Origin of the sequence: Flavobacterium cheongpyeongense (genome assembly GCF_003202435.1) — a bacterium.
In the GTDB taxonomy this organism is placed as follows: domain Bacteria; phylum Bacteroidota; class Bacteroidia; order Flavobacteriales; family Flavobacteriaceae; genus Flavobacterium; species Flavobacterium cheongpyeongense.
In genome coordinates this window covers 1-24309 of the sequence record NZ_QJHK01000033.1, presented here as the reverse complement: position 1 = coordinate 24309, position 24309 = coordinate 1, and the positions used below count along the sequence as shown (strand labels likewise).

Genomic DNA, 24309 nt, shown 5'->3' with positions numbered 1-24309 from the left:
GTAACTAAACGACATGAAAAAAACTATACTATTTGAATTTCTATATTTTTTGTTGAGTTTAATAATCGGGTTATTTGGAATAGCTTTTCTTAGTAGAATTACATACTCTAAAACCACCTTTGTTATCCCCATTTTTGGTAATAACATTCAAATGACAGCTGGATTAATGTTATCTTTTTTTTGGTTAGCTTCATTGTTCATATTGACGTTAGTTAGACAGTTTAAACAGAAATTCAATAACCTTTTTCATAATTTATTATTGCTGATAGCTGGTTTAGCCTTGACTTACTTTTTCTTGAATTTTATTGATACTGCTCAAAATATGAAGAATGTGTTTGAAAAAGAACTTCCTGCTGAAAAAATAACAGGTTTAAATTATGAAATAGCTTTGTTTTCTTTTCTTCAAATATTAGTTACAATAACTGTGATAAAAGCTATAATTAATTCTACACAGAAACTAAAAAAGCACTGTGCATAACACACGCTACAAGCAATTTGGGTATTAGGCTTAATGGAAAGTTGGTTTTGTATTTGGAAGATTTGGCAAATCCGAATAATGGGCTTAATTTAGTCCCAAACTACTTGTAGCGCGGGAACGTTGTATGCTATTTAACCAAAAAAAACGAAAAATATGAACCGAATTTGTCTAGTCCTTTTAATCATTAGCTGTAATTTGTTTGCTCAAAACGAACAGAATAATAAACCAAAAATCAGTGCAATTGGTGTAGGAACTGTTACAGCATTTCCAAATGCTTGTCAAATTACGATTGCCTTCAATCACGTGAAGCCTACTTTGAGAGAAGCAATCAATGAAAATCAAAAGACAACAAATGAAGTTTTAAAAATCGTAAAAAAATATGTTGCAGATTCTTTAGATATTAAAACAAGTTTGATATCAACAAATAAATCAACCAGATGGGATGAAAAATTGAATAGAGAAGTTTTTATTGGTTTTGCATCATCTCAAAAGTTAATATTTACTTTGAAAGACATTAAAAGAATGCAGGATTTTACAGAAGAATTATTAGCCACTAAATTCAATAAAATTGAAAAAATTTCATACTTCAACACAGAAGCATTTGATTTTTTGAAAAAAGCACAAGAATTAGCTGTTCTTGATGCAATTGAAACAACAAAAAGATTAGCGAAAACCAGCGAAATAAAAACGGGAAGTATAATTTATATGCAATCGAATAAAAGTCCTAACGATAATTCTGGAAATAGAGTTGAAACATACCAATTTGAATCATATGGAAAAGGAATGGGCGGAAAAGGTGTAAGTTCAAGTGGCGAACTAATAAATTATGTTGTTTCTGTAACAATGTATACAGAAATAATCCAATAAACAGCATACAACCGCCGTTTGGCAATATGGCGGGTTTAGGCTTAATTTAAAGTTGGTTTTGTACTTGGAAAATTAGTGTTTAACCGAAATTTAAGGCTTTCTTAATCCGCCACATCGCCAAGCGGCCAAACGTTATGGTGTATAGCTCCGCCGACGAGAATCAGCTGATTTTAATCCGGTGTTGTAGTTCGGAAAACAAAATGAAGTAAAAACAAAGCTGACCGAAACCGAAATTGATGCCGAATTGTTGCGGACTAACAAACGTGAACCGCTTATCGGACAAACGAAAGCGGATTTTTTTTGTCGCATTTTTTTTGAGATTTAACTAAAGTTTGGAATTCAAAGACGGAAACTATTTGGAACGGAAAATCGGAAGGCGGAAAAGATTGCCGAAATTGAAATCGATAATTAGAATGGAAAATAGTGCGTGCTTAACAGACGTGTCGCTACACACCATAACACACGCCTCTAGCTATTTGCAAATTTAGTGGAATTATCATTTTTAATTCCTATTTTCGTTTAGCCGAAAATACTCTGTTTCATAAGTTGCAAACAGCTAGAGGCGCGAGAACGTTACCACCAATTTTAAAAAAATGATTGCCGAACCAAAAGTCTATATAAAAGGAATTGAAAAAAAGTTAATAGAATACATTAGTTCTACAGAAAAGTCAATATATATTGCAATGGCTTGGTTTACTAATAATGATATAAAAAATAGTCTTATTAACTTAAAAAAAAAGAATCCAAACATAATTATAGAAATTGTAGTAGATGATAATTATATAAATGACAATTATTTTTCAAATACAAAATCTGACTTCGATTCTGTTGGCATTAAAGTAAAAAAGAATTTAACGGGTATATTTCTTCATAATAAATTTATGATTATTGATAATCAAACAACGATTACTGGGTCATATAATTATTCAAAAAAAGCAAATTGGAATTTAGAAAATATAATAATAGTAAACTCTGATAATTTAAGTAATTATTACTTTAGGTTATTTCAGTTTATAACAATTGAAAATTTTAAAGATGAAAATATATTACTACTTTTCCAGCATCCGAAATTTGCACAATCGATAATATCAACTTATTATAATTTCGCGAAAAAAGAATATAACGCATTTAAAGAAAAAATAGAAATTGGAGAATGTTATACCTACGATAATGGATTAGGAGATTCATTATTCTATTTACCTGGTTTAGTTTTTAACTCTAAAATAAAGTATAATGAAGATATTACTTCGGAATTTGAATTGCCTGTAAATAAAGAAATTATAAAAAAATGGATTGAAAATGAAAATATGAATTTAACTCTTGACTTTTTTAGTGGAAAGGAAAATTTATATCATTTAATTAATGACGAGTTAATAGAAAATACAAGAAGTTTAGAAATAGCATTTAAAAGAAAAATTGAAAAAATAATTCCTACTGAGGAAATTACGAGGTTAATTGAAAATGAGGTAAATATAATTATTGAGGATGATTTATGGTTAATGAACTTTGAGCCATTTATAAATAAGAAAATAATTAAAGAAATATTTGATAAAATAAAACCAATCGAAAAGAAAAACTGGTGGTAACACACGCTACAAGCAATTTGGGGATTTGGCTTAATGGAAAAATGGTTTTGTATTTGGAAGATTTGGCAAATCCAAATAATGGGCTTAATTTAGTCCCAAACTGCTTGTAGCGCGGGAACGTTATGGTGTATAGCTCCGCCGACGAGAATCAGCTTATTTTAATCCGGTGTTGTAGTTCGGAAAACAAAATGAAGCAAAAACCAAGCTGACCAAAACCGAAATTGATACCGAATTGTTGCGGACTAACAAACGTGAACCGCTTATCGGACAAACGAAAGCGGATTTTTTTGTCGCATTTTTTTTGAGATTTAACTAAAGTTTGGAATTCAAAGACGGAAACTATTTGGAACGGAAAATCGGAAGGCGGAAAAACTTGTCGAAATTGAAATCGATAATTGGAATGGAAAATAGTGCGTGCTTAACAGACGTGTCGCTACACACCATAACACACGCCTCTAGCTATTTGCATCTTTAGTGGAATTATCATTTTTAATTCCTATTTTCGTTTAGCCGAAAATACTCTGTTTCATAAGTTGCAAACAGCTAGAGGCGCGGGAACGTTATGGTGTATAGCTCCGCCGACGAGAATCAGCTGATTTTAATCCGGTGTTGTAGTTCGGAAAACAAAATGAAGCAAAAACAAAGCTGACCGAAACCGAAATTGGTGCCGAATTGTTGCGGACTAACAAACGTGAACCGCTTATCGGACAACCGAAAGCGGATTTTTTTGTCGCATTTTTTTTGAGATTTAACTAAAGTTTGGAATTCAAAGACGGAAACTATGTAGAACGGAAAATCGAAAGGCGGAAAAGATTGCCGAAATTGAAATCGATAATTGGAATGGCAAATAGTGCGTGCTTAACAGACGTGTCGCTACACACCATAACACACGCCTCTAGCTATTTGCAAATTTAGTGGAATTATCGTTTTTAATTCCTATTTTCGTTTAGCCGAAAATACTCAGTTTCATAAGTTGCAAACAGCTAGAGGCGCGAGAACGTTAGCGGAAAGTTATAACAACTAATGTGCAAATAAAAACCATTTATGAACGAGTTAATCAGAATTTGTACTTTTGAAAATAACGATCTTTTTCCGGTAAAGACAATTAATGAAAGTAGTTATCAAGAGCTCAAACAAGATTGCGATACAATTACAAACGCATATTCCCAATTTATTGTTTTTAAATATTTCCAAGTTAATGTAGCAGAATTTAAAAAATGCGCTGAAGCATTTAATAAAGTTCCTGTTACTGATGTAAATATCAACATGAATAAGGATTTGAATTTACTATTAATATTGAACAAAGTTATTTTTAACGTCTTATCATCATTCAATTTTTTTGTAGATAATGGCTTAAAATATTTAAAAAGAAAATACAGAGAACCTAAAGTATCAGATGAATTTACACTTTTAACAAATAAATTTTACGACAACTATTTTTCATATCGTTTTCTATGGAAATTGAGACACTATTATGTTCATTTAGGATTTCCTCTTGTCGCATTAAATTACGATGCTGATTTATCTGAAATTGACCCAGAAAAAAGACATGGAGAAATTAAACTTGAATTGTATACTGAAATGCTAACAATGGAAAAAGATATTTTTAAAAGTAATCTTTGTGAAGAAATAAATAAATATGGCGACACTATAAATTTGAAGCCTCTTATCGAAGAACTAGAAAAGATTGGTTCAGAAATTCAAAGATACATTTACAAATGTCAAAAGGAAGAATTAAATCTTGCTATACAAAATATAGAAACCTTTGTTGGCCAATACAAAACCAAAACAAATACTTTGAAAATAACATTAAACCAAGAACAAAAAGGGAGAATTCACAATATGAGTATTGTAAGTATTCCGTTTGATATGATTAGTGAATATAAAGAAACTTATCAGATAACATAACCTTCCGCTAACAGCAGTTTGGCGCAATAGCTTATTTGCTTTAAGTTCATAATTTTCTTCCCGAAAATGTTTATATTTAACCGAAAATAATACGTTCGCTGGCTTCGCTACTAGCGCCAAGCTGCAAAACGTTAGCCGTCATTATCCGAAAAATCGTAAAAAAATCAAATTTGATACAATTAAGAAAATATACAATACTGATTTTAATTGCCTTCGTATGTAATTTTATACTATCAAAATTTGCAGATAATTTCAGATTTAATTCTGAATTTCGTTGGATTTATTCAAATGGAAAACCATTAACTCTTTTTCTCTTTTTTTTATTATTAGCATTGTCGGTTGCAAATGGAATATTAATAATGAAAGAAACTAATATAACTTTAAAAGCAAGATTACTTTGGACAATATTATCTCTGTCCTTCTTTTTATACTTTTCAATAACAATGATAATTGCAATGCTTCAATAAACTAGAAAATGGAAAACGAAAAAACATTCAAAACTAAAACAGGATTTTGTCATATTTTATCAGACAAAATAATTTTATCAAGAGACGGGATAATTGGAAATGTAGCGAAAATAACTGTCGGAAATGGAATCTCTAGAATTTTATTAATTTATTCTACAATTTCAATATTCTTAATATATTCAGCATATTCAAGCTTTCAAAAGGGAGAAAATGTTTCAGTTTTATTCTTTGGTTTATTAGCAATATTCTTAATTTACGGAATTATAAAAAGTATTAATAACTCTGCAACTCCAATAATAGAAAGAAGTAAAATAAAAGAAGCGAAATTTATAAATGCAAAAATTGGGCTAACACGTTCAAGATTTGAAATTTTGTTCGAAGACGAAAATGGAAAATTAAAGAAGCGTTTGATTATGCTTCCAGGTTCATTAAATGACGGAACAAACGAAACAGAAAAAGCGTTAACGATAATGAAAAGTGAAAGAATATTAGCATCTTAAAGAAATAACGCCGGCTAACACACGCTACAAGCAATTTGGGGATTTGGCTTAATTGAAAAATTGGTTTGTATTTGGAAGATTTGGTAAATCCGAAGAATGGGCTTAATTTAGTCCCAAACTGCTTGTAGCGCGGGAACGTTAGGCGTCACTTTCCATCTGTAGAAACCAAAAAAGAAATATGAAAAAAAACCTATTTATAATTATATTATTTATTGCAAATTTTTGCTATTCGCAGAATGAAATAAAAGAAAGAGAACCTTTTGTTTTGAAATTAGCTGTTGACAACGAGCAGTTTTATCAAATGGATATTCCAAAATCAAAATTTTTTGTAAAAGAAAATATTATTCAAATTTACCCAACAGAAAAATTGAATGTTGAAGTTGAAATTAAAAATGATACAATATACTCAATGAAAGTCGTAGACAAAATTGTCGAACCAAAAAGAACTATACAAATTGAATTCTTACAGAATGTTAAAGATAAAAAACCTGAAGGAATGATGTTGAAAGTTACTAACCCATTTGACCGAAAACTAAATTATAATGCAATGATGTATATTGTTGGGCATAACAAATGGCTTTCGACAAGTATAATTCCAATTTTACCAAATTTGGTTAATTATGAAACTTGGAATGATGTAATTATTACATTGGTTCTAGAAAAATGGAGATTTGAAAAATAAAAATTATGAAAATAATTCCACTCATAATTTTAATCTCTATTTTGATTGTTGTTTTCATAATTTACTATAAATATTTCCGCCGTTTAAGACCTAAAGAAAATGGATTTGAATTTGTTTATGTCGAAAATAATGGGACCGTTAGAGAATTAAAAGATGAGGAGATAGAATATTTAAAAGAAGAATTTCATTCAAATGATGGTGGAAGACCATATATTAAAACAAGTTATAAAGATTTAACTCCAGACGGGAAAATATCAGGATTTATCTATAGAATTAGAGTTCCGAAAAATATAACAATTGAAAAAGAAAAAGCGAACGCCTAACACACGCTACAAGCAATTTGGGTATTAGGTTTAATTTGATATTGGTTTTGTATTTGGAAGATTTGGCAAATCCGAATAATGGGCTTAATTTAGTCCCAAACTGCTTGTAGCGCGGAGACGTTATGGTGTATAGCTCCGCCGACGAGAATCAGCTGATTTTAATCCGGTGTTGTAGTTCGGAAAACAAAATGAAGCAAAAACAAAGCTGACCGAAACCGAAATTGATACCTAATTGTTGCGGACTAACAAACGTGAACCGCTTATCGGACAACCGAAAGCGGATTTTTTTGTCGCATTTTTTTTGAGATTTAACTAAAGTTTGGAATTCAAAGACGGAAACTATTTGGAACTGAAAATCGGAAGGCGGAAAAACTTGCCGAAATTGAAATCGATAATTGGAATGGAAAATAGTGCGTGCTTAACAGACGTGTCGCTACACACCATAACACATGCCTCTAGCTATTTGCAAATTTAGTGGAATTATCGTTTTTAATTCCTATTTTCGTTTAGCCGAAAATACTCTGTTTCATAAGTTGCAAACAGCTAGAGGCGCGAGAACGTTACCGGTAACTTTAAAGAAAATCTGTGCTAAATTAGAAGCTTATGATAAGGATATATTTAGATTGGAATGCGTACAGTAGAATTAAGCATTCAAATGTTTCTCCTTATCCAGAATTAAGAAATATTCTTTTAGATGAAAATCAGTATCTTTTTCCTTTTTCTACTGCACATATACTTGACATTTATGAAAGTTACGTAAAGGTTGGCTGGGCAAATATTCAAGGACATATCGAATCATTATCACTTTCAAATGGTTTGCTCATACAAAAACCTTTTGGGGAAGATATTGGTTTTTATATTAAACCGCCAACTGAAACCATAAAAGCTCACATTCAAGAAAGAAATTCATTAGAAACTTTCGGAGAAAATATAAATAAAGGAAATCATCATGTTATTGATTATTTTCCTGAAACTACAAAATTTTTAAAAGAGCAAGAGGAACACTCGAAACAGATGGATAAAATAATATCTGGATTTCAAGGTCTTTTAAATTCATTTCTTTCAAGTGAGACAAAAGAAACTTATCAAAAAGAAATGAATATAAGTAAAGGCACGCTTTTAAATAAAAATACCGACCCCAGTAATTATCTTAATGAAAATGCCTCTAGTAAAGGATTTAAAGATTTCAAAGACTTTAATGAATGGGGGCTTTCAAATTTTAAACAAACTCCAGATTTTCTAGATGAAATAACATCATTGTTTGTCGGTATCGATATATCAGGGTATAAAGAGGATAAAAATTCAATTAAAAGTACTATTACCGATTCTATGCATTGCGCTTTCGCAAGCGCATGTGATATTTTTATTGTCGATGATAAGAATACATATTATAAATCCATTGAAACTTACAAATTAAAAGGGATACAAACCAAGGTTTTCAGACCATCAAATTTTGTAGAATATTGGAACGCTAATCATTTAGTTTTAAAAAATGGAATGGAACTTATTGATTTTGCTTTTAATTATTCAAAAACAAATGAGCAATTAACTACATTAAACGATGAAAATATATATTATCTCAATCATTACATTTTAGACTTCTTCAATATACTTTCAACTGACAAAACTAATGAGCATGAAATAAAATTCTACAAATATTTTGGAAATAACTATTTGTTTTTACTTCCACAAGAAAAAGAGGATCTATTGATTAAAATCAATAATATGTTTGGCGAACCAAAATTAATAACTGACACTTGGATGGAAAATGGCATATTGAAAAGTGCTTGGATATTTAATGAGTTAGACCTAATAAAACTTACAATTGAAGATAGCCATGCAATATTATCATTTATCAAATGTGAAAAAACATAAAAGCTACCGGTAACACACGCTACAAGCAATCTGGGCATTAGGCTTAATTTGAAATTGGTTTTGTACTTGTAAGATTTGGCAAATCCGAATAATGGGCTTAATTTAGTCCCAAACTGCTTTTAGCGCGGGGACGTTATGCGGGAGTTGAAAAAGTGCGAAGACGAAAATTAAGGTAAAATTGATTATATATTATTTCTTATAACGATTTCCAAAAAAAGTGTTTTAAAGATTAGAATTAACAAATATTAAATCAACAATATGTTTTATAGAAACTTACTTATAAAAACAAACAAGGTAAAATGATTAGTTCAATTATATTCAATATTTGTTTTGTTTGTTTATGGACACTTGTTGCCATTTATCCACCATCACATAAAATATTGCGCAAAAGAAAAACATATAATATATTCCTATTTATATCTATTTTATTACCCATTATAACTTTTTTGTCTTACGATAAAAATGAAGAAGTTTATTCAAAAAATATTTTTTATGGCTCATTTTTTTTTCTAATATTTCTATTATTATATAAATATTTTGATAATTATATCTTAAAGAAAAATCAACGTAATTTAATCTTATCAATTCGATTTAATAACTTTTGGCAAGATGAAGAATCAGAAAAACAAACTTCTTTAGAATTATTCTTTCAGATTTCACTACTAGGTATACCAATTTTTTACATTTTATTAGCCAATTCGCTGGTAATGAATTTTCAAATAAAATAGTTGCAAAAACTGAAATTTAAACATTGAAGTTTCATTGAAAATAAAAATAAACAATCGTTTGGATTATGAAATTGAAACGAAAAAAGGGAATAAAATTTAGCCGAGATTTGGCAAGAATTAGGTTTTGTGTCAGCAAAGATTAGGCTGAAAATCGATTAATAATGGGAATATCAGCCGGCAACAACCCCCGCATAACAGCCACTACAACGGATTTGGGCATTGGGCTTAATGGAAAAATGGTTTTGTACTTGGGATGATTTGGCAAATCCGAAAATAGGGCTTAATTTAGTCCCAAACCCGCTGTAGTGCCAAGACGTTGTGAGCAATTGAAGCAAAACAGAACTAAAAATGAAAAAATATTTACTATTCTTCACTTTTTTATTTATACAAAATGTGAAGTCTCAAAATGTTGAGCAATCAAATCCTATTCAGCAAAAAGTTTACGAATATGAAAAGATTCAAGTAAAACCAGAATTTCCGGGTGGTATGGAAAATTTTTACAAATTTATAGAAGCAAATTATAAAAAACCAGATGAAGCAAAAGGTGTCAGTGGTCCAGTTTCTGTAAATTTCATTGTCGATATTAATGGTTATATAACTTATATAGATCTCAGAAAAGATATTGGATATAAAACAGGGAAAGAACTTATTCGAGCTGTAATGAAATCACCAAAATGGTTACCTGGTGAACAGGACGGATATCATGTCAAAACGGAAATGAAATTTACTTTCAACGTAAAATAATAAAAAAGGCGTAATAATCTCAACTGCTCACAACAGCCACTACAACGGATTTGGGGAATTGGCTTAATGGAAAGTTGGTTTTGTATTTGTGATGATTTGGCAAATCCGAAAACAAGGCTTAATTTAACCCCAAACCCGCTGTAGTGCCAAGACGTTATGCCTCAGTTTAGAAAACCGAAACACAGAAAATATGACAGAAACAGAATTTGAAAAGTCATTCCAAAAATCAAAAAAATTAGTTTTTTATAATTCGGAAGATTACAACAATGAGCCACCAGCGGTTTGTGTTGTTTTTGATGACGCTAGAAACGGAATTGAAGCGTATGATTATCTTAGAAACAATTTAACCAGAGACGAAATTTGTCTTGTTTTTAGAATTCTAACCGAAAAAACAATTAGTATTACTTTAATAGACAAAAAGAACTCAAAAATATTCAATATTGACAATCTGAATTTTGATAAATCTAATTATGATGATTTTAGATTGAATAGCAAATTTGGAAAATACTGTATGTTCTGCATATCTGAAATGTACAAGGATCAACCAGTACTTTTTGGAGTTTCAGAAATTTCTCCATTATTAGTTTCAGAATTAAATTTTTCGCAATAAGCTTGATATTCTTCTTCCGAAACTAATTTAACTTCTGTTTTTTCTTCGTTCGCCCAAATAATTCGAGGTCTTAAACATGAAACATTCATAATGATTATTTTTAAAATAACTTCCGACTTAAACGGTGCAGAAGCGAAACCGAAAATTGAAACGTGAATATTGGAATAAATAAAAAACCGAAGGCATAACAGCAGTTACAATCAAGCTGGGCATTTGGAAAAATTTGAAGCTGGTTTTGTATCAGAAAAAATTTGTCATTAACCGAAAATTTAGGTTTTTTTGCCCCAGCCTGCTTGTAGCTGCGAAACGTTATAGGCAACCAAACCAGAAACCGTAATCAGACATGAAAACTTTAACGACAGTATTTATCTCAATTATTTTGTTTACATACATTGCTTGTGATAGACCGAATTGCAAAAACACAAATCCAATTTTTGATAAATTTTCACCAGAATCAAGTGAATACAAATTAGAATTAAGCAAGCAAATTCAAAGTGTTGGTTTTGAAAATTTAGATTATTGGTTTGACAAATATTTAAAGATAAATGATAAAGAATATATAGAAATCAATGTTCAGAATGATTCTGTTTGCGCAAAAGCAATAGTTGAAGTTAAAAATTGGTCGAAAATTGAAGGTTTGAGGAAAGAAATTAATGGTTACAGAGGAGCAAAACTGAATTGCTTGAGAATGAGAATTGAGCGTGTTGGAAATAAAGTTGACTTCATTTATGAAGACATTGCTAATATTGAAGATTGAGGAAATTTTGGCAGCCTATAACAGCGCGCAAAACTTCATTGCTAAGTTTTCGGTAAGTTGTTCGTTCTTTTTTACTATTTTCGTTTTGTGCTAGTGGAGAAATCTCGGTTGCCAAGCCGCAACGAGTTCTGCGCGCGAAACGTTACCTGCTACTGCAAAAGAAAATTGACATTAAATAAGAACGATGAAAATCATTAAAGACAAAATACTTCTACTTGCTATTTTAACGATTTTAGGAATATCTTATTTGGCAGTTTCAAGAGGAAAATGGAAAACCTACATAATACAAAAAGGAAAAACAGAAAAAAGTATTTCTTTGAGTAAAAACATAAAAATTGAAATTGAAAATTCGATAAATAGTAACTCAATAATTTCAAATAGTACTGAATTTATAATTTCCAAAGGTTGTATTGAAATTGATAGTCTTTCAATAAAAATGAAATCGATTTCTAATTCACTTAAAAACGAATTAAAGAATTCCAAAACGAGAGTTGTTGATATTGAAAATATTGAATTTGATACAATTGGAAACTTAAAAGCAGAAAGTTATTTACCGAATAAAATAACCGAACTATGCGCAAATCAAAGAATTGAAATATCAAACTGGTTTCCATTAAATGATAAAAATTCAGAAGAATTTAAGTTACAATATTTCATTAAAGAGGTCGGAAAAAAACCAATTACAAAAGAAATCTATTTAGAAAAAGTAACAAATTTCAATATTATTGGCCAAAACCATTATGATTTTATAATTTTAATTTATCCTATTTTATGGGTATTTTTAATATTATTGTTAGTTATTAAAGTGGTTCTAATATTGAAGAAAAGAAGAAACGAAAAAGAAACTTAACATAAGCAGCAGCAGGTAACACACGCTACAAGCAATTTGGGCAATGTGCTTTTAGAATGATGGTTTTGTTTCAGTTAATATCTTACATAACCGAAAGAATACGCATCTTTAATCCCAGCCTGCTTGTAGCGCGGGAACGTTATGGTGTATAGCTCCGCCGACGAGAATCAGCTGATTTTAATCCGGTGTTTAGTTCGGAAAACAAAATGAAGCAAAAACAAAGCTGACCAAAACCGAAATTGGTGCCGAATTGTTGCGGACTAACAAACGTGAACCGCTTATCGGACAACCGAAAGCGGATTTTTTTTGTCGCATTTTTTTTTGAGATTTAACTAAAGTTTGGAATTCAAAGACGGAAACTATTTGAAACGGAAAATTGGAAGGCGGAAAAACTTGCCGAAATTGAAATCGATAATTGAAATGGAAAATAGTGCGTGCTTAACAGACGTGTCGCTACACACCATAACACACGCCTCTAGCTATTTGCAAATTTAGTGAAATTATCGTTTTTAATTCCTATTTTCGTTTAACCGAAAATACTCAGTTTCATAAGTTGCAAACAGCTAGAGGCGCGAGAACGTTATGGTGTATAGCTCCGCCGACGAGAATCAGCTGATTTTAATCGGGTGTTGTAGTTCGGAAAACAAAATGAAGCAAAAACCAAGCTGACCGAAACCGAAATTGATGCCGAATTGTTGCGGACAAACAAGCGTGAACCGCTTATCGGACAAACGAAAGCGGATTTTTTTTTTCGCATTTTTTTTGAGATTTAACTAAAGTTTGGAATTCAAAGACGGAAACTATTTGGAACGGAAAATCGGAAGGCGGAAAAACTTGCCGAAATTGAAATCGATAATTGGAATGGAAAATAGTGCGTGCTTAACAGACGTGTCGCTACACACCATAACACACGCCTCTAGCTATTTGCAAATTTAGTGGAATTATCGTTTTTAATTCCTATTTTCGTTTAGCCGAAAATACTCTGTTTCATAAGTTGCAAACAGCTAGAGGCGCGCGAAACGTTATGCGTCAGTTCACCTGTGAAACGTAAAATTCACTTTAAAATAACATTATGAAAGAAACAGAATTTAAGAATAAAAATTTCTATTGGATAATCATTTTAATAGTTGGAGGATTGCTACTCAAAACAATTTTTACAACTTTTTATTATAATCAATCGGTTGGTATTTTGCCAATGATAGTACAATTTTTATTGTTGGCCTTTATTTTTACTAAACATAAATACGCAAGAATTGGAATCATAATTTGGACAACTCTCTTTTTACTTTTATTTTCAGTAATTCAATTAGCTCAAGGATTAGTGAAAAATTTCAATTATGGAATTGACATAAATTGGTTAGAATACTATCTATTAATATCTGTAAATTTAATAGTTGGAACAGTTGTTCTTTTTTACACAATAAAAACAACAAAAGTTATTATAGTAAATACAAAACAACAATCCGAATTTTCTGAACTGCCGAAACAAGAAATTGAGAATTCTGAAAATTGAGAACAAAACTGAACGAAACTTAAAAAAAGAACCGAACGCATAACAGCCACTACAACGGATTTGGGCACCTGGCTTAATGGGAAAATGGTTTTGTATTTGTAATATTTGGCAAATCCGAAAAATGGTCTTAATTTAACCCCAAACCCGCTGTAGTGCCGGAACGTTATGCGTCATAATGACAAAAATCGTGTAAAAAACGAATGAAAAAAAATAATAAAGCAACTTTTTCGTGGATATTTATGGTATTATTCTATTTGGGATATACATATTTCATTTTTGCTAAACCCAACATAATTGAAAGTAAAGACTTAATTGAAATTAAAGCGGAACTAGCTGAATTGCCTATTTATTACGAATCTACAGCAGACAATGTTCCTTCGCTAGATTTTAAAATTGTGGGTACACCAACTAATTTTACGATAAAATCTTGTGGTTTGCAAAACTTAAACTTGAGTCAATTTGAGAATATGAAATTTAGAGATTCAATATCATTTCTAACAAATAAGGAATCAACTCTATATGAAAAAATAATAAATGAAAAAGAAGCATTTTCTTTTGTTTTTCGAGAAAATAACTCTGAATTATTAAAACTAAGTGATTATAATATTTGTGAGAAGTCGGTTTGGAAAGAATTCTTTCTATTAACATTATTAATGATTACCGCATTGATATTTAGTATTGTTCGAAAAGATGAAAATACAAACGATGAATAGTTACGAACGCATAACACACGCTACAAGCAAGCTGGGCAATTGGCTTAATTTGAAAATAGTTTGTGTTTGATACATTTGTTTTTAACCGAAAGAATACGCATGTTTAATCCCAGCCTGCTTGTAGCGCGGGGACGTTATGGTGTATAGCTCCGCCGACGAGAATCAGCTGATTTTAATCGGGTTTTGTAGTTCGGAAAACAAAATGAAGCAAAAACCAAGCTGACCGAAACCGAAATTGGTGCCGAATTGTTGCGGACTAACAAACGTGAACCGCTTATCGGACAACCGAAAGCGGATTTTTTTTGTCGCATTTTTTTTGAGATTTAACTAAAGTTTGGAATTCAAAGACGGAAACTATTTGGAACGGAAAATCGGAAGGTGGAAAAGATTGCCGAAATTGAAATCGATAATTGGAATGGAAAATAGTGCGTGCTTAACAGACGTGTCGCTACACACCATAACACACGCCTCTAGCTATTTGCATCTTTAGTGGAATTATCGTTTTTAATTCCTATTTTCGTTTAACCGAAAATACTCAGTTTCATAAGTTGCAAACAGCTAGAGGCGCGAGAACGTTATGTGCAAGCATACCACAAAATCACAAAAACAAACAATATGACATTTAAATTAAAATCAATTTGCATTACCATACTTATTGGTTGTTCATTGCAAATAAAAGGACAGAACGTAGTATGGACAGATGTTGATAATTTTTGGGTTGCATACGACAAAATTATTCAGACCAAAGATTCTGTTAAACAGTATAATCTACTTGAAGATTTATATTTTTCTAAAGCAACAGATGGCTTAATTGCTATGAGACAAGTAAGAAATTATACTGCAAAGGACTATATAGACGTTATTAATAATTACCCTAACTTTTGGAACTCTATCAGAAAAAACACTTTAAGAGCAAATGAGTTTGGAGAAGAATTTAACTATGGAATTGAGAAATTGCGACAACTATATCCAGCACTAAAACCAGCTAAAATATACTTTACTATAGGAGCAATGAGAAGTAACGGAACTACTTTAGATAGTCTTGTTTTGATTGGCGCTGAGTTGGCGATGACAGATAAAAATACCGTTTCTGATGAACTTTTACCCGATAATTTCAGAATTGGGAGGCGAAAATTTTTTGACAGTAATCCAATTAATTCTCTGGTTTTACTAAATATTCACGAGTATGTTCATACTCAACAAAAACCTATGGTACACAATTTACTTTCTTATGTGATAAGAGAGGGTGTTGCCGAATACATTTCTGTAAAAGCAATGAATGTTCCTTCGGCTGCACCTGCAATTGAATTTGGGAAGAACAATCACGAAAAAGTAAGGGCAAAATTTGAGGAAGAAATGTTCTATATCAACAACCAGAATAATTGGCTTTGGAGTGACTCTCAAAATGAATTTGGAGTCAGAGATTTAGGTTATTATATCGGCTATCAAATGTGTGAGAATTATTATAATCAAGCAGAAGACAAATCTTTAGCTATCAAAAAAATGCTAGAATTGGAGTATACTAACGAGGCTGAGATAGAAGACTTTGTGGCAAAATCTAATTTTTTCTCTAAGCCACTCAACGAACTATACCAAGACTTTGAAAAGAAACGTCCAAGGGTTGTTGGAATAACACAATTTAAAAACAAAAGCCAAAAAGTTAGTCCCAATATCAAAGAAATAACCATTGAATTTTCAGAACCATTAAATGGGCATAATACTGGAGTTGATTTTGGAGAATTAGGACAAAGTGCTTTTCCAAAAAATGATGTAACAAAGAGATTTTGGTCAAGTGATAATAAAACTTGGACTATTGCGGTAAATTTAGAGCCTAACAAAAAATATCAAATACTGATTACCAATAATTTTAGAACTCAAAATGGAATTCCTTTGAAACCTTATTTAATTGAGTTCCAAACAAAAAAATAAAAATGCCTGCACATAACAGCAGTTTGGCAAAATGGCGGGTTCAGTACTAAATTGAACATTTGGTTTTCAAATGAACATTAGTGCTATAATGAAAGTAAGTGCTACAAAGTCCGCCACTTCGCCAAGCTGCAAACCGTTAGCGGTAAGTGACCCGAAAAAACGCAGAAATCAACTTAAATAAATTCTTATGATTTTAGATTATGATAAAATAAAATTATTTCTAAAAATTTTTATTGAAGACGAAAATCCTTTTTTAAACACAGTAGAAATTTTCTCAAAATTAAATTATAATATTAATAATGATATTGAAACGAAAGAAGTTTGGCATTATCTAAAATTATTATCGGAACAAAAATTAATTGAATGTATCGAAGATAAAGAAAACCTTGGTTTTTCTTTTTTAGGAAATGGTCGAATAGTGTGCAGTGTCAAAAAAATTAGAATTACAAATTCTGGATATCAGACTTACGAAATCATTACAACAAACAAAATTTGGAATAAAATTAAAACTCCATTGAAAACTTTTGGAGTTGAAAGTTTAAAACAAATTCCATCTTTAGCGATCAAAATTATAACGGAAAGTATTTAAAATATGAAATTATCAAACAAATTATTAAGTATTCTAAAATCTAAAACTGAACTATCAGAACAAGAATTAAATAATCTAACTGAAAAACAAGGTTGGGAAATAATCTATTCATTAAAACCTAAAACAGAACCTAAAATTGAAATTTGTTTCACTGGTTTTTCACCCACAGAAAAAAATACTTTGATAAAAGTTGCTGAAGAGAATAATTTTCATATTGCGAAAAGCATAACTAATAATTTAAATTTTTTGTGTTGTGGAGAAAATGCTGGACCTGCCAAAATGAAAAAAGCAGAAGAACAAAATGTTATATTATTAAATGCGGAGGAATTTCAAAATTTAATAGAAACGGGTGAAATACCACAATAACACCTACCGCTAACACACGTTACAACGGATTTGGGCAATTGGCTTAATGGAAAGTTGGTTTTGTATTTGTGATAATTTGGCAAATCCGAAAATAGGGCTTAATTTAGTCCCAAACCCGCTGTAGTGCGGGAACGTTATGGTGTATAGCTCCGCCGACGAGAATCAGCTGATTTTAATCCGGTGTTTAGTTCGGAAAACAAAATGAAGCAAAAACCAAGCTGACCAAAACCGAAATTGGTGCCGAATTGTTGCGGACTAACAAACGTGAACCGCTTATCGGACAACCGAAAGCGGATTTTTTTGTCGCATTTTTTTTGAGATTTAACTAAAGTTTGGAATTCAAAGACGGGAACTATTTGGAACGGAAAATCGGAAGGTGGAAAAACTTGCCGAAATTGAAATCGATAATTGGAATGGAAAATAGTGCGTGCTTAACAGACGTGTCGCTACACACCATAACACACGCCTCTAGCTATTTGCATCTTTAGTGGAATTATCATTTTTAATTCCTATTTTCGTTTAGCCGAAAATACTCTGTTTCATAAGTTGCAAACAGCTAGAGGCGCGGGAACGTTGTAAAACATTTTAGAGAAAAAATATGAACAAACTTTTAATCTTGATATTCTTATTTTTTTCTTGTAAAGGAAAAAATGAAAGTGAACTTGAAAAAATTAATATTAATTCTCAACTCATAGAGGTTAGTAATTATCAAGAAAAAAATGATTTTGAAAGTGCAAATAATTTACTCGAATCTTTAATAAGTAAAAATCCAAATGATGCAGAGTTATATTTTCGATTAGCACATTCAAAAACTATATCTAATCCGAATCTTTTTGAAATAATGAATCTTCTTGACCAATGTTTAACAATAGATTCATCACATTTTAAAGCGTTATACTTGAAATCTCAAGGACTTATGTTTATGGGAAACTTCAAAGGAGCTTTAGAAATAGAAAATAAACTTTTAGAAAACTTTCCAGATTCGTTTAACTTAAAAGCTGACATAGCATCAACTCTGTTATTTAATGGAGATTTTAAAGAAGCAATAGATTTTTCAGAAAAAATTTTACCTGAAAGTGATAATATTTATGACACTGAAAGGTTAATTAGAGTTCAGATTTTTGCATATTATTTTTTAGATGATATAGAAGAGGTTAAAATTGGGAAAAGTAAATTACAACAGTTGGGTTTTGAAACTGATTATCTAGAGAAACTTATTAATAGTAAAGAATTGAAATTTGAGAGTTTTGCTGTTGGAAAAAATGTTGGTAACAAACCCTGCTCAATTGCTCAATTGGAATTTATGTTTCCTGAAAAATAATAAAAACGTTTTACAACACACGCTACAAGCAAGCTGGGTATTTGGCTTAATTTGAAGATGGTTTTGTATTTGAGAAATTTGTGTTTAACCGAAAGATTACGCATCTTTAATCCCAGCCTGCGTGTAGCGCGGGAACGTTATAGGAGACTTGTGCCGAAATTACGAGACAATTCCAATTTGAAAATAAGCATTTGTTTCCGCAAGAAATTGACAAAGCAGAAGCGTAAAAATTGGAATGTGCCAACAGAAACGTAAAATATTGAAACTTGGAAAGCCGAAGCGTGAAAATTGGAATGTGCCAACAGAAACGTAAAAAGTTGAAACTAGGAAAGCGGAAGCGTGAAAATTGGAACACTCCTACTCAACTTGAAAAATGAAAAAGTGTGAAAGTTATAATCTGCCAAAAGAAAATCGAAAAGTATCAAGCCTGAATTAGAACGATAAATTAAAAAATAATAAGTTGAAAACTGCAAACCGAAAAACAGAAGCGTGAAAATTGGATTTTTGCCAACAGAAGCGTGAAAATTTGCGGTTTATAGTAATTTCGACAAAACAAGCCTCCTATAACACACGCTACAAGCAAGCTGGGCAATTGGCTTAATTTGAAAATAGTTTGTATTTACACATTTGTTTTTAACCGAAAGATTACGCATCTTTAATCCCAGCCTGCGTGTAGCGCGGGAACGTTGTGCGTCAGTGTAAAAACCATACAGCCAAATAAATGATAGAAAATAAATTAAGATTATGCGTTATTTTATAGGAGGTTTCACTTGGGAGGATGAAAGTCAGCTTGACAGATTCATAAGTGAGGGAATTTGGGAGAATGGCTATGAAGAAGAAAAGTACTCTGATTTGTTTTCTCAAATATCTGTTGGAGATATGTTTGCTTTGAAATCCACCTTTGTGAAAGGAAGGAAACCGAATGCTAAAAGCTATTTAAGAATTAAGCAAATTGGTATTGTCACTAAATTAATTTCAAAATCTTCTATAAAAATTGATTGGATTAAAAATGATGAATTTGACTTAACAGATATTAAATGGTATGCGAATACATTAGAGGAGATTGAACTAAGCGAGGATGTAAATAGAATTTTTGGGACAGCAAAAAACAAATATCAAATGAACTATTATTCAAAACTTTTAGAGACAAACAAAAATATAATCCTTACAGGTGCTCCTGGAACAGGTAAGACATTTTTAGCGAAACAAATTGCAAAACAACTGATTGGCGTAAAAACAGATGAAGAATTAGAAGAAAGCGGACAATTTAATTTTGTACAATTCCACCCATCTTATGACTACACAGACTTTGTTGAAGGGCTCAGACCAACACCACCTGATGAAAACGGAATAATTGGGTTTGAATTAAAAAATGGAGTATTTAAAGAGTTCTGTAAAAAGGCTTTGGACGTTGAGGCGGTTAACATCCAAAAAATAGACGATTTTTCAATTATTGGTTATGAACAATACTTAAATGCGTTAGGATTAAACTCAAAGACAATAAATAACTACAGACTAAGAATCGAACAATTACTTGGAACAAAGGAGATAACATCAAAAAGGGAAATAGTTGAACTTGAAATATACAAATCATTAGATGAGATATGTGATAACTTAGACTCCATTAAAGATTTTGATGATAGCAATAAAATGCATCGTCAATTTACGTCATCTGTCTCCAACTTAATAAATTTCAGAAATTCATTATTAACAAATAAAAAAAGTTCGTCCAAAGCAAAACCAGACTTTGTATTTGTAATTGACGAAATAAACAGAGGTGAAATTTCAAAAATATTTGGAGAATTATTCTTTTCCATTGACCCAAGTTATAGAGGTAAAAAAGGTTCAGTTAAGACGCAATATTCAAACTTGCACAACGATGAAAAAGAGGTTTTTTATGTGCCTGAAAATGTTTACATAATCGGCTCAATGAATGACATAGACAGAAGCGTTGAAAGCTTTGATTTTGCAATGCGAAGACGTTTCACTTGGATAGAGATTACAGCAGAACAAAGTGCAGTTAATATGAGCTTGCCACACGACATTAAAGAAAAAATGTTGAAGTTAAATAAGCAAATTTCTGATACAGATGGACTTAATCCTTCTTACCACATTGGGGCGGCATACTTCTTAGATTCAAATGGTAATGCAAGACAAGATATAGACAACATTTGGAATCTAAGAATCGAACCACTTCTGAAAGAATATTTGAGAGGGATGCCTGATAGCATTGAGAAAATTGAACTACTGAAAAATGCCTTTACCGCATAATGAGAACAACTGATAACAATGGAGGAAAAAGTATTGATAAATTTGACAATTTAAACATTGCAGATTTATCAGTTATAGCAAACAGAAACCTTTTAGATTTACAAAAAGAAAATCCTGATTTGCTTGTTTTTCCTCATTCATTTGGTAAGTATCGAGACGATGTAGAAAAGCCACATATTTTCTCGCTAGATGATGAAAACCTGACAACATATAATTTAATGGGGTTCATTGGTCGAAATTCTACACAACTAACAATTTCCTCCCGTTTTGCAAAAGATGACAACAACGATTATTTTCTTCATTATATGTTGCAAAAGGTCTTTTCCATTAATCTTTTAAAATTTGACCAAACACCAAGCAAAGAAAATATTTGGGATTTTCTTCTTTATCTCTTTCCCTATTATCTCAAAAAAGCATACTCACAAGGTATCTATAAAGCATACAAAAAAGAGGAATACAACGATTCAAATGTTAAGGGTGCTATTGATGTTAAACGGCACATCCTTAGAAATATTCCTTTTACTGGAAAGATTGCCTATACAACAAGAGAACATAGCTATAATAACAATCTGACGCAACTGGTTAGACATACAATTGAACACATCAAAACCCATCCTTTTGGAAGTGGTGTTTTAACGGGAGATAGTGAAGTCAGAGACATTGTAAGTAAATTCATATTTGTTACAGATAAAACATTTAATAACAATTCAAAACAAAAGATAATTACTACTAATTTAAAACCTGTTACTCATCCATATTTTACAGAGTATTCAGCTTTACAAAAAATTTGCTTAAAAATTTTACGACATGAAAAAATTACATTTGGTAATAATAAAGATAAAGTTTATGGTTTATTATTTGACGGTGCTTGGCTTTGGGAGGAGTATTTAAACACTATTTTAAAGGAAAAATTCATTCATCCAGAGAATAAAACAGGAAAACACCGCCATTTACTTTTTGAGAATTTCCAATCAATTTATCCTGACTTTATAAGTAAAGATGAACCAAAATCTGTTGGGGATGCAAAGTATATTCCTCTTGACAGACAATTATCATATTCTGAAAATTCAGAAAAAGCGACAAGTATTTACTACAAGACAATTGCGTATATGTATCGCTTTAGTTCAAAGAATGGGTTTTTAATATTCCCAAAACAAGACACAAGTTTTTTTGAAACATACCGAATAAAGGAAACAGATGGAATGCTAAAGAAAATTGGACTTGCCGTTCCACAGACAACAGAAACCTTTAAAGAATATATAAAAACAATGAACGTAAACGAAGAAGAATTGAAACAAAATTTAATGACAGACAAAACACCGAACGCACAACAGCAGTTTGGCAAAATGGCGGGTTCAGTGCTTAATTGAACATTCGAATTTCTAATAAACATTAGTGCTAAATTGAAGTTAAGTGCTTCTAAATCCGCCACTTCGCCAAGCTGCAAAACGTTGTGCGACATATTGAAAAAACCGAAGCGAATTGAAAAAAATATAAAAGATGAATAAAAAAGTAAAAATAATTTTAATTACAATTGTGACGTTATTTATTTCATTTTCAATTGTTGCGCAAACGGGAATTTTGAAAGCTTATAAAAATTCAACTGTTGCAAATGAGCCGAATCTAAAAATTAATTCCAGAATATTGGTTTCGAATTTAGTCACACCGAAAATTGGCGATTTTGTGTGTTATAATTATGAGGACAAAACTTCTGGGAAACAAATTAGAATACATAGACTTTATGGAAAAGAAAATGACATTGTGGAAATCATAAATGGAATTCTCTATGTAAATAAAATAAATATAGACAAAGGAATCGACCATATTCATTCTTATAAAACTACTAAAGCTGAATATTCAAAAATCAAGGAAATCGAAAAAATTTCTGACGACTTATTTGCCTATATGGATGAGTCGGATGATGTGATTGCTTTATTACCTGATTCGATTGCAGAAAAGTATAAAATAACATCAAAAAGAATGATTCAAGAAAAGGGAAAAGAGGATACAACCATTTCAAAAGTTTTTAAAAATAAATGGAACAAAGACAATTTTGGCCCAATAAAAATACCAAATGGAAAAGTTTTTCTAATTGGTGACAATAGAGATAATTCAGAAGATTGCAGATATGTTGGATTATTAAGTGAATCGGACATTGTTGGAACCATAGTTGAATACTAAAAATACGATCGCACAACACACGCTACAAGCAATTTGGGGATTTGGCTTAATGGAAAAATTGGTTTGTATTTGGAAGATTTGGCAAATCCGAATAATGGGCTTAATTTAGTCCCAAACTGCTTGTAGCGCGGGAACGTTAGCGGTCAGCATACCACACGAGACGAGAAATAGAAACTTAAAAATAGAAAATATGAAAACAAAAACAATCTTATTTTTAGTTACTTATTTGACAATTTGTAACTTAACTTATTCTCAATCGTCAGAACATTTAGTTTTTAAAGGCGTTCCGCTTGATGGAACACTTAACGAGTATGTTTCTAAAATGGAACAAGAAGGTTTCTCCAATTTGGGAACAGAAAATGGTACTGCAATATTAAATGGCGATTTTGCAGGTTATAAAGATTGTATGATAGGTGTTTCCACTTTAAAACAAAAAGATTTGGTTTATAAAATAGCAGTTATATTTCCTGAAAAAGATACTTGGTCAACTCTTTCAGGAAACTATTTTGACTTAAAAGAAATGCTAACCGAAAAATATGGCAAACCTTCAGAAGTTACAGAAAAATTTGATGTCTCTTCATATTCGCAACCAAAAGATGATAGTGAGAAAATGTATAAAGTTCAATTTGATAATTGTAAATATTTTTCAGTTTGGAAAACTGATAAAGGAGATATTCTATTATCTATCGAACACGAAAGTGTAACTCGTTGTTATGTTGCTTTAGCATATTTAGATAAATTAAATGGAGATATTATTAAAGCAAAAGCAAAACGAGACTTGTAAATAAAATGCCGAACCGCTAACAGCCGTTTCACGAAATTGCGGGGTTTGGGATTTATCAGAATTGGAAGTTTTTGAAACTAAATTTTGTCTATATTTGTAATCAAAAGTGTTGAAAATCCGCAACTTCGTGAAGCGGCGACACGTTATAGGCAACCAAACCAGAAACCGTAATCAGACATGAAAACTTTAACGACAGTATTTATCTCAATTATTTTGTTTACATACATTGCTTGTGATAGACCGAATTGCAAAAACACAAATCCAATT

Annotated in this window: 22 protein-coding genes; all 22 read left to right on the top strand. The window is 31.1% G+C overall.

Annotated elements, in window-relative coordinates:
• The first annotated feature begins 13 nt into the window (after positions 1-13).
• The 22 genes from DMB65_RS21325 to DMB65_RS21210 all read left to right on the top strand — a co-directional run bounded on the left by DMB65_RS21325 (position 14) and on the right by DMB65_RS21210 (position 24042).
• Positions 14-478, top strand: a complete 465-nt coding sequence (locus DMB65_RS21325; protein WP_110308651.1) for a hypothetical protein — start codon at positions 14-16, stop codon at positions 476-478.
• 153 nt (positions 479-631) lie between these two features.
• A complete protein-coding gene (locus tag DMB65_RS21320) occupies positions 632-1345 on the top strand; it encodes an SIMPL domain-containing protein (RefSeq protein ID WP_110308650.1) in 714 nt (237 codons plus the stop codon).
• A 593-nt stretch (positions 1346-1938) separates the two neighbouring features.
• Positions 1939-2931 carry a phospholipase D-like domain-containing protein gene (locus DMB65_RS21315; RefSeq protein WP_110308649.1) on the top strand — a complete coding sequence of 331 codons (993 nt, stop codon included), beginning with the start codon at positions 1939-1941 and terminating at the stop codon, positions 2929-2931.
• Positions 2932-3975: 1044 nt separating this feature from the next.
• Positions 3976-4839, top strand: a complete 864-nt coding sequence (locus DMB65_RS21310; protein ID WP_110308648.1) for a hypothetical protein — start codon at positions 3976-3978, stop codon at positions 4837-4839.
• A 475-nt stretch (positions 4840-5314) separates the two neighbouring features.
• The gene (locus DMB65_RS21305) at positions 5315-5806 is read left to right on the top strand and encodes a phosphoribosylaminoimidazolesuccinocarboxamide synthase (protein ID WP_110308647.1); all 492 of its coding nucleotides are present in this window, start codon (positions 5315-5317) and stop codon (positions 5804-5806) included.
• Positions 5807-5984: 178 nt separating this feature from the next.
• Positions 5985-6488, top strand: coding sequence for a hypothetical protein (locus tag DMB65_RS21300; RefSeq protein ID WP_110308646.1), 504 nt, complete (start codon positions 5985-5987; stop codon positions 6486-6488).
• 5 nt (positions 6489-6493) lie between these two features.
• Complete coding sequence (locus tag DMB65_RS21295) at positions 6494-6811, top strand: hypothetical protein (protein ID WP_110308645.1); 318 nt, start codon at positions 6494-6496, stop codon at positions 6809-6811.
• A gap of 603 nt (positions 6812-7414) precedes the next feature.
• Positions 7415-8686: a hypothetical protein gene (locus tag DMB65_RS21290; protein ID WP_110308644.1), complete on the top strand. Its 1272-nt coding sequence runs from the start codon at positions 7415-7417 to the stop codon at positions 8684-8686.
• Positions 8687-9762: 1076 nt separating this feature from the next.
• Entirely contained in the window at positions 9763-10158 is a 396-nt protein-coding gene (locus DMB65_RS21280) for an energy transducer TonB (protein ID WP_110308642.1), read from the top strand.
• Between the two features lie 190 nt (positions 10159-10348).
• Positions 10349-10768, top strand: a complete 420-nt coding sequence (locus DMB65_RS21275; protein ID WP_110308641.1) for a hypothetical protein — start codon at positions 10349-10351, stop codon at positions 10766-10768.
• Positions 10769-11111: 343 nt separating this feature from the next.
• Positions 11112-11525 (top strand): hypothetical protein, encoded by a 414-nt coding sequence (locus DMB65_RS21265; RefSeq protein ID WP_110308639.1) that lies wholly within the window; start codon positions 11112-11114, stop codon positions 11523-11525.
• A 184-nt stretch (positions 11526-11709) separates the two neighbouring features.
• Positions 11710-12375 (top strand): hypothetical protein, encoded by a 666-nt coding sequence (locus tag DMB65_RS21260; RefSeq protein WP_110308638.1) that lies wholly within the window; start codon positions 11710-11712, stop codon positions 12373-12375.
• A gap of 1072 nt (positions 12376-13447) precedes the next feature.
• On the top strand, positions 13448-13888 hold the full coding sequence (locus DMB65_RS21255) for a hypothetical protein (protein WP_110308637.1): 441 nt from the start codon (positions 13448-13450) through the stop codon (positions 13886-13888).
• A 200-nt stretch (positions 13889-14088) separates the two neighbouring features.
• The gene (locus tag DMB65_RS21250) at positions 14089-14601 is read left to right on the top strand and encodes a hypothetical protein (RefSeq protein ID WP_110308636.1); all 513 of its coding nucleotides are present in this window, start codon (positions 14089-14091) and stop codon (positions 14599-14601) included.
• A gap of 615 nt (positions 14602-15216) precedes the next feature.
• Positions 15217-16530: an Ig-like domain-containing protein gene (locus DMB65_RS21245; protein WP_123955375.1), complete on the top strand. Its 1314-nt coding sequence runs from the start codon at positions 15217-15219 to the stop codon at positions 16528-16530.
• Between the two features lie 187 nt (positions 16531-16717).
• Positions 16718-17119 carry a hypothetical protein gene (locus tag DMB65_RS21240; RefSeq protein WP_110308634.1) on the top strand — a complete coding sequence of 134 codons (402 nt, stop codon included), beginning with the start codon at positions 16718-16720 and terminating at the stop codon, positions 17117-17119.
• Positions 17120-17122: 3 nt separating this feature from the next.
• Positions 17123-17485, top strand: coding sequence for a BRCT domain-containing protein (locus tag DMB65_RS21235; protein ID WP_110308633.1), 363 nt, complete (start codon positions 17123-17125; stop codon positions 17483-17485).
• 598 nt (positions 17486-18083) lie between these two features.
• Positions 18084-18806: a tetratricopeptide repeat protein gene (locus tag DMB65_RS21230; protein WP_110308632.1), complete on the top strand. Its 723-nt coding sequence runs from the start codon at positions 18084-18086 to the stop codon at positions 18804-18806.
• Positions 18807-19550: 744 nt separating this feature from the next.
• Complete coding sequence (locus tag DMB65_RS21225) at positions 19551-21077, top strand: McrB family protein (protein WP_110308631.1); 1527 nt, start codon at positions 19551-19553, stop codon at positions 21075-21077.
• 119 nt (positions 21078-21196) lie between these two features.
• Positions 21197-22447 (top strand): McrC family protein, encoded by a 1251-nt coding sequence (locus DMB65_RS21220; RefSeq protein ID WP_230470740.1) that lies wholly within the window; start codon positions 21197-21199, stop codon positions 22445-22447.
• Between the two features lie 130 nt (positions 22448-22577).
• Positions 22578-23258 (top strand): signal peptidase I, encoded by a 681-nt coding sequence (lepB, locus tag DMB65_RS21215; protein ID WP_110308629.1) that lies wholly within the window; start codon positions 22578-22580, stop codon positions 23256-23258.
• 190 nt (positions 23259-23448) lie between these two features.
• Positions 23449-24042 (top strand): hypothetical protein, encoded by a 594-nt coding sequence (locus tag DMB65_RS21210; protein WP_110308628.1) that lies wholly within the window; start codon positions 23449-23451, stop codon positions 24040-24042.
• Positions 24043-24309: the final 267 nt, after the last annotated feature.